This is a genomic window from Pseudomonas sp. DF5 (assembly GCF_058148225.1).
Genome location: NZ_JBYVYM010000012.1, coordinates 49,659 through 62,779, shown reverse-complemented (window position 1 = coordinate 62,779; position 13,121 = coordinate 49,659). Strand labels below are relative to the sequence as shown.

Genomic DNA, 13,121 nt, shown 5'->3' with positions numbered 1-13,121 from the left:
CTTCCCGGTACAACATCCCCGCGTCAGTCGAACAGGCCGAAGGTCATGTGACTGAACCAGGAACGGTCGGTGTTGCTGGACTCGGGTTCCGGTTCTTCGATCACATCGCCGTTTTCATCTTTAGGCTTGAGCTCGTTCGGAATCGCGTCCTTGGCATCCTGGAACTGCTTCTGCACGTCCTGGTTGGCGCGGGTTTCGCCCGGCGGCAGTGGCGGACGGGATTCGATCAGGCCCAGGGTGGCCTTGCTCAGCCACGAACGGTTGTCGGCTTCGGCTACCGATGGCACGAACTGACCGTCCACCAGGCTCGGGTGGTTCGGGTAGTTGAGTTTCAGGGTTTCGAGGGTGGTCGCAGCCAGTTCGTCCAGGTGCAGACGCTGGTAGGCTTCGGTCATCACCGCCAGGCCGTCACCGACTGATGGGGTTTCCTGGAAGTTTTCCACTACATAACGGCCACGGTTGGCGGCGGCAACGTAGGCCTGACGGGTCAGGTAGTAGTCGGCAACGTGGATTTCGTAGGCCGCCAGCAGGTTGCGCAGGTAAATCATGCGCTGCTTGGCGTCCGGCGCGTAGCGGCTGTTCGGGTAGCGGCTGGTCAGTTGGGCGAACTCGTTGTAGGAGTCGCGGGCGGCGCCCGGGTCACGCTTGGTCATGTCCAGTGGCAGGAAGCGCGCCAGCAGGCCGACGTCCTGGTCAAAAGAGGTCAGACCCTTGAGGTAGTAGGCGTAATCGACGTTCGGGTGCTGCGGGTGCAGACGAATGAATCGCTCGGCGGCGGACTTCGCTGCCTCAGGCTCGGAGTTCTTGTAGTTGGCGTAGATGAGCTCGAGTTGAGCCTGATCGGCATAGCGACCGAACGGATAACGCGACTCCAGCGCCTTCAGCTTGGCTGTGGCGGCGGTGTAGCTGTTGTTGTCCAGATCGTGCTGAGCCTGCTGGTACAGCTCGACTTCGCTCAGGTTTTCGTCTACGACTTCCTTCGATGAGCAAGCAGCGGTCAATGCGAGGATGGCGATCAGCAGCAGGTGTTTCACTTGCATGGCGGCTTGCGTCCCTATGACGGCCGCTGTCTTGGGCGGGGCCGTCCTGTTATGATGAGTGCCCCGTTGAAAAGCCTCGGGGCAAAAGACGCCGTATTTAACCACAAGCGCGCAGCCGAAACCAAAGGCTGTGCCGACGCCTAGTCTGAGCATGTCCGATAAAATTGAACTTCGCGCAGAGGTGCCGTCCGAATTGGGCGGCCAACGCCTCGATCAAGTCGCCGCACAATTATTCGCTGAGCACTCGCGCTCGCGCCTTTCCGCCTGGATCAAAGACGGCCGCCTGACTGTGGATGGGGCGGTTATCCGCCCGCGAGACATCGTTCACGGTGGCGCCATTCTTGAGCTGACTGCCGAGCAGGAAGCTCAGGGCGAATGGATCGCTCAAGACATTGAGCTGGACATCGTCTATGAAGACGACGACATCCTGGTGATCAACAAGCCTGCGGGCCTGGTGGTGCATCCGGCTGCCGGTCACGCCGACGGCACCTTGCTCAATGCCTTGCTGCACCACGTGCCGGACATCATCAATGTGCCCCGCGCCGGTATCGTGCATCGCCTGGACAAGGACACCACCGGTCTGATGGTGGTGGCCAAGACCATTCAGGCGCAGACACAGCTGGTGACTCAATTGCAGAGCCGCAGTGTCAGCCGGATCTACGAGTGCATCGTGATCGGTGTAGTGACTGCCGGCGGCAAGATCAACGCGCCAATTGGTCGTCACGGTCAGCAACGCCAGCGCATGGCGGTGATGGAAGGTGGCAAGCAAGCGGTCAGCCATTACCGCGTGCTCGAGCGTTTCCGCTCCCACACTCACGTGCGGGTGAAGCTGGAAACCGGTCGTACGCACCAGATTCGCGTGCACATGGCGCACATCAACTACCCGTTGGTTGGAGATCCTGCCTACGGCGGTCGTTTCCGTATTCCACCGGCCGCCAGCGTGACCATGGTCGAATCCCTGAAGAACTTCCCGCGTCAGGCACTGCATGCGCGGTTCCTGGAGCTGGATCATCCGACCACCGGTAAACGCATGAGCTGGGAATCGCCACTGCCGGACGACTTCGTCTGGTTGCTGTCGCTGCTCAAGCAAGACCGCGAGGCGTTCATCGGATGACCTGGCTGACGCCTGACTGGCCCGCGCCGGCCAGCGTCAAAGCCTGCGTTACCACCCGTGCGGGCGGCGTCAGTCTGGCGCCGTTCGACAGCCTCAACCTGGGCGATCATGTCGACGACAGCCCTGAAGCTGTCGCCGAAAACCGCCGTCGCCTCACCGATCGTTTCTCGATTCAACCGGCCTGGTTGCAACAGGTTCACGGCATTGTCGTGGCCCAAGCGGACCCAAGCCTGGTAGCCACTGCCGACGCCAGCTGGACGGCAACACCCGGTATCGCTTGCACAGCGATGACCGCCGACTGCCTTCCTGCGCTGTTTTGCGACCGTGCCGGCACCCGCGTCGCTGCCGCCCATGCCGGTTGGCGCGGGCTGGCGGCGGGTGTGCTGGAAGCGACCCTCGACAGTCTGGCCGTGCCACCTGAAGAGGTGCTGGTCTGGCTCGGCCCGGCCATTGGCCCTCAAGCTTTTGAAGTCGGCCCGGAAGTGCGCGAAACCTTCGTCCAGCAATTGCCTGAAGCCGCCAAAGCCTTCGTGCCGAGCCAGAATGCTGGCAAGTTCATGGCCGACATCTATGAACTGGCGCGATTGCGTCTGGCCGCTCGCGGTGTCACAGCTGTTTATGGCGGTGGTTTCTGCACAGTGACCGATCCACGTTTCTTTTCTTACCGCCGCAGCCCTCGCACCGGCCGGTTTGCCTCCCTGGTTTGGCTCGAACACTAGACTCGAACGCTCGACTTCTCTGATCTACATCAACTGCACGACGCTTGAATCTCCCAGAATCGACCACATCTATAGCGGTATCTGGCAGGTTTCTTTATTCGGGTTGTTTATAGGTCCGGCCTGCTCAAAAGGAAGGTGACCCATGCGTATAGACCGTTTAACCAGCAAGTTGCAGTTAGCCTTGTCCGACGCCCAATCCCTGGCCGTCGGTCTCGATCATCCGGCCATCGAGCCGGCGCATTTGATGCAGGCCATGCTTGAACAGCAGGGGGGGTCGATCAAACCCCTGTTGATGCAGGTGGGGTTCGACGTCAGCAGCTTGCGTAAAGAACTGACCAAGGCACTTGATCAGTTGCCGAAAATCCAGAACCCGACCGGCGACGTGAACATGTCGCAGGATCTGGCGCGCCTGCTCAACCAGGCTGATCGCCTGGCCCAGCAGAAGGGTGACCAATTCATTTCCAGCGAACTGGTGCTGCTCGCCGCGATGGACGAGAACAGCAAGTTGGGTAAATTGCTGCTCGGTCAGGGCGTGAGCAAGAAAGCCCTGGAAAACGCGATCAATAACCTGCGTGGCGGTGAAGCGGTCAATGACGCCAACCAGGAAGAATCACGTCAGGCGCTGGATAAATACACCATCGACCTGACCAAGCGCGCCGAAGAGGGCAAGCTTGATCCGGTGATCGGCCGTGACGATGAAATTCGCCGCACCATTCAGGTTCTGCAACGCCGCACCAAGAACAACCCGGTGCTGATCGGTGAGCCTGGCGTGGGTAAGACTGCGATCGCCGAAGGTCTGGCTCAGCGCATCATCAACGGTGAAGTGCCGGATGGCCTCAAAAGCAAGCGTCTGTTGTCCCTGGACATGGGGGCGCTGATTGCCGGTGCCAAGTATCGCGGCGAGTTCGAAGAACGCCTCAAGTCCCTGCTCAACGAACTGTCGAAGCAGGAAGGGCAGATCATTCTGTTCATCGACGAATTGCACACCATGGTCGGCGCGGGCAAGGGCGAAGGCTCGATGGACGCAGGCAACATGCTCAAACCCGCATTGGCTCGCGGTGAATTGCATTGCGTCGGTGCGACCACGCTCAACGAGTACCGCCAATATATAGAGAAGGACGCAGCCCTCGAACGGCGCTTCCAGAAAGTCCTGGTAGACGAGCCGAGCGAAGAAGACACCATCGCCATCCTGCGTGGCCTGAAAGAACGCTACGAGGTTCACCACAAGGTGGCAATCACCGATGGTGCGATCATCGCCGCGGCCAAGCTCAGCCATCGCTACATCACTGACCGTCAGTTGCCGGACAAGGCCATCGACCTGATCGACGAAGCCGCCAGCCGCATCCGCATGGAAATCGACTCCAAGCCGGAAGTGCTGGACCGCCTGGAACGTCGTCTGATTCAACTGAAGGTGGAATCCCAGGCGCTGAAGAAAGAAAGCGACGAGGCGGCGAAGAAACGTCTGGAAAAACTGCAGGAAGAAATCGCCCGTCATGAGCGTGAGTATTCGGACCTCGAAGAAATCTGGAACTCGGAAAAAGCCGAAGTCCAGGGTTCGGCGCAGATCCAGCAGAAAATCGAACAGTCCCGTCAGGAACTGGAAGCCGCACGCCGTAAAGGCGATCTGAACCGCATGGCCGAGCTGCAATACGGGGTGATCCCGGACCTGGAGCGCAGCCTGCAAATGGTCGACCAGCACGGTAAAAGCGAAAACCAGTTGTTGCGCAGCAAGGTGACTGAAGAAGAGATCGCTGAAGTCGTGTCGAAGTGGACCGGCATCCCCGTGGCGAAAATGCTCGAGGGCGAGCGCGAAAAACTGATGAAGATGGAAAGCCTGTTGCACCAACGTGTGATCGGTCAGGACGAAGCAGTGATCGCCGTCTCCAACGCAGTGCGGCGTTCCCGTGCCGGGTTGTCCGATCCGAATCGCCCGAGCGGTTCGTTCATGTTCCTCGGCCCGACCGGTGTCGGGAAAACCGAGTTGTGCAAGGCGCTGGCCGAGTTCCTCTTTGATACTGAGGAGGCGATGGTGCGGATCGACATGTCCGAGTTCATGGAGAAGCATTCCGTGGCTCGACTGATCGGCGCGCCACCGGGCTACGTGGGCTATGAGGAGGGCGGTTACCTGACCGAGGCGGTGCGTCGCAAGCCTTACTCGGTGATCCTGCTGGATGAGGTCGAGAAGGCCCACCCGGATGTGTTCAACATCTTGCTGCAAGTGCTTGAAGATGGCCGTTTGACCGACAGCCATGGCCGCACGGTGGATTTCAAAAATACTGTGATCGTCATGACCTCCAACCTCGGCTCGGTGCAGATTCAGGAGCTGATCGGCGATCGTGAAGCGCAGCGTGCAGCGGTGATGGATGCGATTTCCACGCACTTCCGGCCGGAGTTCATCAACCGGGTCGACGAAGTGGTGATCTTCGAGCCGCTGGCTCGGGATCAGATCGCCGGCATCACCGAGATCCAGTTGAGTCGCCTGCGTAGCCGCCTGACCGAGCGCGAGCTGAAGCTTGAGCTGAGCCCGGAAGCGATGGATAAGCTGATAGCCGTCGGTTACGACCCGGTCTATGGCGCACGGCCGCTCAAACGGGCGATCCAGCGCTGGATCGAGAACCCGCTGGCGCAGCTGATTCTGTCGGGTCGGTACATGCCGGGCGAGACCGCCAAAGGTGTGGTGGAGAACGACGAAATCGTCTTCGTCTGACACCCGGCGGCAACAAAATGAAAGAGGCCTCGCATTGCGAGGCCTTTTTTTCGATAGGCTGTTGAACTCAAAGGAAAATGCTTGTAAAGTGCGCCCCGCAGTAAGTCACCCCGAGGGGGTTTCTGCTCCCCAAGCAGGAATCTGAAATAAGTTGCAAATCATTAACTTGAAAGCAATTTAGGGGGTTGACAGAGGTGCTTAAGATTGTAGAATAGCGCGCCTCAGACACACGAACGCAGCGATGCGAACGGGTCGAAGAGGTGAAGCAAGCTTCACAGTTGTAAATTGAAATATGTAGTTCCGTGATAGCTCAGTCGGTAGAGCAAATGACTGTTAATCATTGGGTCCCAGGTTCGAGTCCTGGTCACGGAGCCAATTTCAAACCGGGGTATAGCGCAGTCCGGTAGCGCGCCTGCTTTGGGAGCAGGATGTCAGGAGTTCGAATCCCCTTACCCCGACCATTTTTGGGTCGTTAGCTCAGTTGGTAGAGCAGTTGGCTTTTAACCAATTGGTCGTAGGTTCGAATCCCACACGACCCACCATTTTTGAAACCAGTTAACGCTGGGATCGAATCTTAAGATCAGACGCCAAAAGCTCTGTTCGCAGAAGGCGCCTTTCAAAGGTGCCTTTTTTTTACCGGGGTATAGCGCAGTCCGGTAGCGCGCCTGCTTTGGGAGCAGGATGTCAGGAGTTCGAATCCCCTTACCCCGACCATATTAAAAATCCTCGTATCGAAAGATACGGGGATTTTTTTTGCCTGCGAAAAAGCAGATCGCTTCAAGTCATCGTACAACTTGCCGATAACGAGCTAACGGGGCACGGACAGGGCCTCCACTCCAGCCAATAAAAACAAAGGCGCTCGTTATGTTTCTTCGTCAGCTGAATATTGCCCCACGCGCCGCGCTGGGTTTTGCCTTGATCGCGGTACTGGTGGCGTTGCTCGGGGTATTTGCACTGGGGCAGATGGCGAGCATTCGCGACAGCGAGGTGGCGGTGGAGACCCAATGGCTGCCTAGCATTCGCGGCGGTGACGAGATCCGCGAGCTCATGCTGCGCATCCGTACCATTTCCCTGCGCATGGCCCTGGATCAGGATCCGAAGAACATCGCCGCTTACCGCAGCCAGATGGACACGCGCGACAAGGAGTTGAGCGAGAAAATTGCCGCTTATGACAAATTGGTCACTACCCCTGAGGGCCAGGAGTTGTATGACCAGTTCAAAAAAACCTTCGCCGCCTACCGCAGCGGCATCGCTCAATCCTTCACTCTCGCTGAGCAAGGGAAGCGTGACGAGCTGACCAAACTGCTGCTGGTCGACATGAAGACCGTTGTCGACGGTTCGGGCAAACAGCTCAACGATCTGGCGGAACTGTTCACCCGGCAAGTGGCCGCCGAGAGCCAGAAGTCCCAAGAGCACTACGCCAGCTCCCGGATGATCGTCAGCCTGTTCATTGCCCTCGCGGCGCTGGCCACGGTCGGCCTTGCGATGCTGTTGACCCGCAGCATCGTCAAACCCTTGGCAGAGGCGTTGAGCGCTGCGCAAAACGTGGCACGAGGCGATCTGACCCGTCCTATCGAAACCCATGGCAACGACGAAGTGAGCCGCTTGCTCAAGGCGCTGGCGACTATGCAACACAACCTGCGTGAAACCTTGCAGGGCATTAGCGGTTCGGCGGCGCAATTGGCGACGGCAGCCGATGAATTGAACGCGGTCACGCTCGACAGCACCCAGAATCTGCAACAGCAGAACAACGAGATAGAACAAGCGGCGACGGCCGTCACCGAAATGACCACGGCGGTAGAGGAGGTCGCACGCAATGCGGTTTCTACCTCCGATGCCACGCGCCAATCCAGTGAGTCGGCACACGTTGGTCAGCAGCGAGTGAGCGAAACCGTGAGTGCCATCAGTGCCCTTGCCAGTGATGTGCAGACAACCGGCGGCTTGGTGCAATCGTTGGCCAACCAGTCCCAAGACATCGGCAAGGTTCTGGATGTGATTCGTGCTATTGCCGAACAGACCAACCTGTTGGCTCTTAACGCCGCCATCGAAGCGGCGCGAGCAGGCGAAAGCGGTCGGGGTTTCGCGGTGGTTGCCGACGAAGTGCGCGCCCTGGCGTACCGCACGCAACAATCGACTCAGGAAATCGAACAAATGGTTCAGGGCATGCGTAGTGGCTCAACGCAGGCGCTGGACTCCATGCGGGCCAGCTCCTCGCGGGCAACCAGCACCCTGGCGTTGGCTGAGCATGCGGGTGAGGCACTGCAGACCATCACCACCTCGGTTCATCAGATCCACGAACGCAACCTGGTGATCGCCAGCGCCGCCGAACAGCAGGCGCAAGTGGCGCGTGAAGTTGACCGCAACCTGGTGAACATTCGCGATTTGTCGGTACGCTCCGCTGCTGGCGCCGATCAGACCAGCGCCTCCAGCCATGAGCTGTCGCAGTTGGCCAACTCGTTGCGGACCATGGTGCAGCGGTTTCAGGTGTAAATCCGCCGGACGAAAAAAAGCCCCGCTTCTCGATGCAGAAGCAGGGCCTGGTCTTCATTGGCTCAGCTGTTGTCTTTCAGGTGCTCGAACAAGCCTTTTGGCATTTGTTTGCCATTGGCTTCGTAGTTGGCTTTCACGTTATCGAAAGCCTCTTGCTCCGAGATTTGACCATCGTGGTTGGTATCGATCTTGTCGAAGTCGCCCTTGGGCGCCACTTTCAAGAACTCCGCACGGGACACCTGACCATCGCCATCGGTGTCAGTCTTGGCCATCGAAGCGTCGCCGCACTTGCCTTCGCCACATTTTCCTTCCGGGGTTTTTACCGAAGTTTCGGCCGACGCGACCATGTAGCCCTGGGCCAGTGGCTGCGCAGCGAATACGGAGCCGGACAACATCAGGCCACCAGCCAAGACTGCGCCAAGCAAGCCAACGGTATTTTTGCTGAGAGAAGTGGTACGGGACATTACAAATCTCCTGGGTTGCACGACGCAACCGTTCGATAAAGGACGCCACGCAAGTGCGGCGATGACCGGAGCAGGCGGTGCCTTGCTCGGGTGTGGCCATTTAGCGGGGGCGGTGTATCGCTACTGTGTCGCGCATGGGGGAGTTTGTAAGCGAAGGGATGGAATCGGCGGGGCAGATACAGTGAGACACAGAAGTGTTCACAGGTTAGACCGAGGCGCCTGCATCGCGGGCAAGCCACGCTCCCACAGGTTATGGGGCGACCATGGAATCTGGTATCGACACATAACCTGTGGGAGCGTGGCTTGCCCGCGATGGGCCCTGACAGACGCCGAAAATTTAGTGCAACTTGAGCCGTGGCTCGGTCCCACGCCCAATCTTGCTACCCAGCATCAACATCGCCGTACGGAACGCGCCATACAGCGCCATCTGGTGCATGCGGTACAGCGACACGTAAAACATCCGCGCCAGCCAGCCCTCGAGCATCACGCTGCCGGTGAGGTTGCCCATCAAGTTACCCACAGCCGAAAAACGCGACAGCGAAATCAGCGAGCCGTAGTCGGTGTATTTGTATTCCGGCAGGGCCTTGCCTTCGATCCGCAGTTTCAGCGATTTGGCCAGCAACGAAGCCTGTTGGTGGGCCGCCTGGGCACGCGGCGGCACATTGCGGTCGCTGCCCGGTTGCGGGCAGGCCGCGCAGTCACCGAAGGCGAAGATGTTCTCGTCACGGGTGGTTTGCAGGGTCGGCAGCACTTGCAGCTGGTTGATGCGGTTGGTTTCCAGGCCATCGATGTCCTTGAGGAAACCCGGCGCACGAATCCCGGCCGCCCAGACTTTGAGGCTGGCGTTGATTACCTGGCCGTCGGCGGTAATCAGGCTGTCGGCGGTCACTTCGCTGACAGCGGCATTGGTCATGACGTTGACCCCGAGTTTCTCCAGGGTTTGATGCACAGGCCCGCCGATCCGCTCCGGCAGCGCCGGGAGAACCCGTGGCCCGGCTTCGATCAGGGTGATGTGCATGTTTTCCGGCTTGATCCGGTCCAGGCCATAAGCTGCCAGTTCATGGGCGGCGTTGTGCAGTTCCGCTGCCAGTTCGACCCCGGTGGCGCCAGCGCCGACGATGGCCACGCTGATCTGTTGCACGGTGTCGGTTTGCCCGGCGTGCGCACGCAGGTAGTGATTGAGCAGTTGCTGATGGAAGCGCTCGGCCTGTTTGCGGGTGTCGAGGAACAGGCAATGCTGCGCCGCGCCTTGAGTGCCGAAGTCATTGGTGGTGCTGCCGACGGAGATCACCAGCGAGTCGTAAGGCACTTCGCGCGCCGGCACCAGTTCCAGCCCTGCCTCGTCGTAGGTGGCGGCCAGCTGGATTTTCTTCTGTGCGCGATCGAGCCCGCTCATGCGCCCCAGCTGGAACTCGAAGTGGTTCCATTTTGCCTGGGCAACATAGTTGAGTTCGTCTTCGGAAGAGTTGAGCGACCCGGCGGCCACTTCGTGCAACAGCGGTTTCCAGATGTGGGTCAGGTTCGCGTCGACCAGCATCACACTGGCCGTGCCGCGCTTGCCCAGAGTCTTACCCAGACGGGTAGCCAACTCCAGACCGCCGGCGCCGCCGCCAACGATGACAATACGATGAGTCATGGGGATATCTCGCAAGGCTAAAAGAAATCGGTATCGTTACCCGAGCGAGCGCAAGGCAGCTCATAGCGTCAGGTAACTGATCAGTCGGCTCAACAGGCCCAGGCCAATCGTCACTGCCAGCACCACCACCAGGAGCATCCACGGCCGGAAAGGCCGGCGCTCGACTCGGTGCTGGGACAGGTGCAGGTACTCTTCGACATGCTTTTGGTCGTCGGGGTTCAGGCGGCTGGTCATAAAGGCCTCGTCGGGTAGACGTTGCTGAATGTGCAGACGTTACAGCAGATTGTCTGCAAGCGTTGAACGGTGCATGTGGTTCGGGCGAACGATTGCGTTTTGTAACATTCGGCCAGTGATTGCGCCATCACTGTGCAGTGATGCCGATATCTGTGGCGGGACTCACAAGCTGATCCCGACATCGAAGACGATGCTGCGCCCCAGGTTGCTGCGCAGAAAATCCGGGGCATCCGGGTGGGCGAAGAGCACGCGGGCGAAGGTCGGTCCAACCAGCGACAGCGAACGCCAGCCTTGACGCAGGTATTCGGTGGGGGGCGGGAAGTGACTGTTGAGGTCCAGCACTTCGCGCTTGAGGCTGGCGAAGGCGATGATGTCCAGATCCCCCAGGTCCATGCCACGCTCTTTGTAGTTGTGAGCTTTTTTGCGCAAGGTCGGCGCCAGTCTCAGCAGGAATTCATTGGCCGGGATGCGCCGGGGCTTGGCCTCGCGACGCACCAGTTGGCTCAGGGAAAACGCACTGCGTCGGCGTTGCAGCTCATCACGCCATTCGTCATTGAGGCGTCGGCCTTCATCAAGTACGAAGAACACCTCGAAATTCGCGTCGCGAAACAGCACGTCCGGAGGCTCTGCGGCGGGGGCAAATTCGTCGGCGCGATAGTGAATGTTCAGGCCTTGCAACAGGCGCTGGCAAACCCAACGCTCACGCTCCCATTTGCGGGCATTGGAAAGGAACGTGTTGGCTTGCTCGGCCGCGATGGTCAGCAGGCGTAAATAATCTGAGTCATCCATAGGCCCAAGCTTAGCGTTCAAATGTGATCTGAATAATAAGTCTGCCTCAAAAGAAAAAAGGCTGTCGCGATTTCTTCAGATGAAACCCTACCTGCTTTTTCTGGTGTGCCTATGGGCGTTCACGCTGCTTTAGCCTTTCCATGCTGTGTTTGATGACATCCATCACCGCAGCGGTCATGACTGAGGTGGAGACACCAAACATCAGGATTCCGTTGGCGGCCTCCAGTGGGCCTAGCAGACGCCAGCGTGTGGACATGATGATATCGCCATAGCCCAGCGTGGCGAAGTTGACTGCCGAGTGATACAGCGCGGTGGCGAATTCGTCGAATTCGTCGAGCAACATGAACAGCGTGGCCCAGATGGCGATCTGCACGAAATTGCCGAGCAACATCAGCACCATTACCATCGACAGCAACAGGATATTCAGCCATTGCGATTCACGATTGGGTTGGGTATGCCTGAAATGCACGTAATGGCGCAAACATATAGTTATGAAAACGGCTTGCATCAGCAGGCAGAACAGCATCACGGGGAGGCCGGCGAGTAGATTCAACAGCATGGGAAAATCCTCGGCAGCCGTGTCAGGTCTGTCCCTGGTTGTCTGATCCCGATTCTCGCCCTTGATCCTCCACCCATTGCCAGAACAATTGATAGCCAACCGCGAGTATCACTGGGCCGATAAACAGGCCGAGGATGCCGCTCGTCACCATGCCGCCCAGGGCACCGATCAGCACCACTGGCATCGGCACATCGACACCACGACCCAGCAGCAGCGGTTTAAGGACGTTATCGACCAATCCCGCAATGAAGACATAGATGGCAAACACAATGGTCGCGGTACTGGCACCTTCGTTCGCGAAAACGAAGACGATGACCGGAAGGGTGATCAGGGTGGCCGGTAATTGCATGATGCCAAGCAGCAGTACCGCCAAGGCGAGAAGACCTGAGCCGGGGATGCCCATGAACACAAAGCCGATGCCGACCAACAGCATCTGAATGAAGGCGATGCCGACCACGCCCAACGCCACTGCCCGGATAGTCGCAGTGCACAGTTCGGTGATTTTCGGCCCCTTGGCCGGGCCGCAGAAGCACGAAACGATCTGCAAGGCGCTACGTTGGCCACTTTCACCAAAGGCTATGAAAATACCGGCGATGATCAGGGCGAAGATGAATAACAGAAGCCCCATGCCGACCCCCGCAAGCTTGCTCAGCAGGGTGAGGCTGACCCCTTTGATTTGCGGTATGAACTTCTCTACCAGATCGGGCAGGTTGGTGACGGCTTGTGTCCATAAGTTATGAAGAGGTTTCCCCACGAGTGGCCAGTTGGCTACCGTATCGGGCGGAAGTGGGATATGGAGGTTGTCACTTTTGACCATGTGCATCCCCCGCTCCACGGAGTCCACAATCGAGGTTCCCAACAAATAGACGGGCACCATAAGGATACTGATGGCTATCAATACGATCAGTGTCGCGGTGAGCCCATCCTTATTTCCCAGCATACCTTTGAACCTGACTTGCAATGGGTAGAGGGTGATTGCAAGGACGAACGACCACAGCATCAGATCGAGGAATGGGCTGAATATCTGGAAGCAGAAAATCACCAGAACGGCAATCAGCCCGGCACGAATCAGTACATCGAGCAGACTTCGGGAAAAAGCCTTCTCGGAAGCGGGTGTGGGAACCATTGATTTTTCCTCCTTGGATAGGAGCAAAGGCATGAGAGTGGTAAGAGCAGCATAGACGTGCTGACAGTCCTCGTATTGCCCGCTCTCACAACTGTTCGCAATGGCCCGGTTTGCCTCATTGGCGAGCGCGTCTTCTCCCTCGCCACAGCGCCCGGTTCGGGGCATTGCACAAAACGGATAGCGATCTGCGCAAAGCGGCTATTGCCCCGTGCCGGGCGTCTTTACCCTCGGCTTCAGGGACGT

General features: G+C 58.6%; 11 protein-coding genes, 4 tRNA genes and 1 pseudogene. 9 read left to right on the top strand and 7 right to left on the bottom strand.

The annotated features are described in order from the left end of the window. Nucleotides 1-23: 23 nt before the first annotated feature. Nucleotides 24-1,040 (bottom strand): outer membrane protein assembly factor BamD, encoded by a 1,017-nt coding sequence (locus tag AC30D7_RS13260; protein WP_230173156.1) that lies wholly within the window; start codon nucleotides 1,038-1,040, stop codon nucleotides 24-26. 151 nt (nucleotides 1,041-1,191) lie between these two features. Between AC30D7_RS13260 and rluD the strand changes: the two genes are divergently transcribed. From rluD to AC30D7_RS13215, 9 genes and pseudogenes are all read left to right on the top strand, one after another. Next, a complete protein-coding gene (gene rluD, locus AC30D7_RS13255) occupies nucleotides 1,192-2,154 on the top strand; it encodes a 23S rRNA pseudouridine(1911/1915/1917) synthase RluD (protein WP_007901932.1) in 963 nt (320 codons plus the stop codon). Continuing rightward, on the top strand, nucleotides 2,151-2,873 hold the full coding sequence (gene pgeF, locus AC30D7_RS13250; protein WP_490134355.1) for a peptidoglycan editing factor PgeF: 723 nt from the start codon (nucleotides 2,151-2,153) through the stop codon (nucleotides 2,871-2,873). The genes rluD and pgeF overlap by 4 nt, the downstream gene beginning before the upstream one ends. A 142-nt stretch (nucleotides 2,874-3,015) precedes the next feature. Beyond that, the gene (gene clpB / locus AC30D7_RS13245) at nucleotides 3,016-5,580 is read left to right on the top strand and encodes an ATP-dependent chaperone ClpB (protein ID WP_490134354.1); all 2,565 of its coding nucleotides are present in this window, start codon (nucleotides 3,016-3,018) and stop codon (nucleotides 5,578-5,580) included. A 299-nt stretch (nucleotides 5,581-5,879) separates the two neighbouring features. Beyond that, nucleotides 5,880-5,955, top strand: a tRNA-Asn gene (locus AC30D7_RS13240). A 9-nt stretch (nucleotides 5,956-5,964) separates the two neighbouring features. Then, nucleotides 5,965-6,041: transfer RNA gene (locus AC30D7_RS13235), tRNA-Pro, on the top strand. 5 nt (nucleotides 6,042-6,046) lie between these two features. Further along, nucleotides 6,047-6,122, top strand: a tRNA-Lys gene (locus tag AC30D7_RS13230). A gap of 95 nt (nucleotides 6,123-6,217) precedes the next feature. Beyond that, nucleotides 6,218-6,294, top strand: a tRNA-Pro gene (locus AC30D7_RS13225). 150 nt (nucleotides 6,295-6,444) lie between these two features. Next, a pseudogene (locus AC30D7_RS13220) lies at nucleotides 6,445-7,215 on the top strand (MCP four helix bundle domain-containing protein); the annotation flags it as partial. Further along, complete coding sequence (locus tag AC30D7_RS13215; RefSeq protein WP_490134427.1) at nucleotides 7,207-8,070, top strand: methyl-accepting chemotaxis protein; 864 nt, start codon at nucleotides 7,207-7,209, stop codon at nucleotides 8,068-8,070. The pseudogene AC30D7_RS13220 and the gene AC30D7_RS13215, both read left to right, overlap by 9 nt. Before the next feature lie 62 nt (nucleotides 8,071-8,132). Here AC30D7_RS13215 and AC30D7_RS13210 read toward each other — a convergent pair whose 3' ends face one another. From AC30D7_RS13210 to AC30D7_RS13185, 6 genes are all read right to left on the bottom strand, one after another. Further along, nucleotides 8,133-8,534, bottom strand: coding sequence for an HvfA family oxazolone/thioamide-modified RiPP metallophore (locus AC30D7_RS13210; RefSeq protein ID WP_490134353.1), 402 nt, complete (start codon nucleotides 8,532-8,534; stop codon nucleotides 8,133-8,135). 337 nt (nucleotides 8,535-8,871) lie between these two features. Then, nucleotides 8,872-10,170, bottom strand: a complete 1,299-nt coding sequence (locus tag AC30D7_RS13205; protein WP_490134352.1) for an NAD(P)/FAD-dependent oxidoreductase — start codon at nucleotides 10,168-10,170, stop codon at nucleotides 8,872-8,874. 60 nt (nucleotides 10,171-10,230) lie between these two features. Next, nucleotides 10,231-10,404, bottom strand: a complete 174-nt coding sequence (locus tag AC30D7_RS13200) for a DUF3094 domain-containing protein (RefSeq protein WP_032830895.1) — start codon at nucleotides 10,402-10,404, stop codon at nucleotides 10,231-10,233. Between the two features lie 162 nt (nucleotides 10,405-10,566). Then, entirely contained in the window at nucleotides 10,567-11,193 is a 627-nt protein-coding gene (locus AC30D7_RS13195) for a DUF1780 domain-containing protein (protein ID WP_490134351.1), read from the bottom strand. A 109-nt stretch (nucleotides 11,194-11,302) separates the two neighbouring features. Further along, complete coding sequence (locus tag AC30D7_RS13190; RefSeq protein WP_490134350.1) at nucleotides 11,303-11,752, bottom strand: ion channel; 450 nt, start codon at nucleotides 11,750-11,752, stop codon at nucleotides 11,303-11,305. Nucleotides 11,753-11,774: 22 nt separating this feature from the next. Further along, nucleotides 11,775-12,878: an AI-2E family transporter gene (locus AC30D7_RS13185; RefSeq protein WP_490134349.1), complete on the bottom strand. Its 1,104-nt coding sequence runs from the start codon at nucleotides 12,876-12,878 to the stop codon at nucleotides 11,775-11,777. Nucleotides 12,879-13,121: the final 243 nt, after the last annotated feature.

Excerpts from the sequence above, each read along its gene's own strand:
- pgeF (WP_490134355.1), top strand. The coding sequence starts at position 2,151 with ATGACCTGGCTGACGCCTGACTGGCCCGCGCCGGCCAGCGTCAAAGCC.
- AC30D7_RS13215 (WP_490134427.1), top strand. The coding sequence starts at position 7,207 with ATGCAACACAACCTGCGTGAAACCTTGCAGGGCATTAGCGGTTCGGCG.
- AC30D7_RS13185 (WP_490134349.1), bottom strand. The coding sequence starts at position 12,878 with ATGGTTCCCACACCCGCTTCCGAGAAGGCTTTTTCCCGAAGTCTGCTC.
- AC30D7_RS13260 (WP_230173156.1), bottom strand. The coding sequence starts at position 1,040 with ATGCAAGTGAAACACCTGCTGCTGATCGCCATCCTCGCATTGACCGCT.
- rluD (WP_007901932.1), top strand. The coding sequence starts at position 1,192 with ATGTCCGATAAAATTGAACTTCGCGCAGAGGTGCCGTCCGAATTGGGC.
- AC30D7_RS13200 (WP_032830895.1), bottom strand. The coding sequence starts at position 10,404 with ATGACCAGCCGCCTGAACCCCGACGACCAAAAGCATGTCGAAGAGTAC.
- AC30D7_RS13190 (WP_490134350.1), bottom strand. The coding sequence starts at position 11,752 with ATGCTGTTGAATCTACTCGCCGGCCTCCCCGTGATGCTGTTCTGCCTG.
- AC30D7_RS13205 (WP_490134352.1), bottom strand. The coding sequence starts at position 10,170 with ATGACTCATCGTATTGTCATCGTTGGCGGCGGCGCCGGCGGTCTGGAG.
- AC30D7_RS13195 (WP_490134351.1), bottom strand. The coding sequence starts at position 11,193 with ATGGATGACTCAGATTATTTACGCCTGCTGACCATCGCGGCCGAGCAA.
- AC30D7_RS13210 (WP_490134353.1), bottom strand. The coding sequence starts at position 8,534 with ATGTCCCGTACCACTTCTCTCAGCAAAAATACCGTTGGCTTGCTTGGC.
- clpB (WP_490134354.1), top strand. The coding sequence starts at position 3,016 with ATGCGTATAGACCGTTTAACCAGCAAGTTGCAGTTAGCCTTGTCCGAC.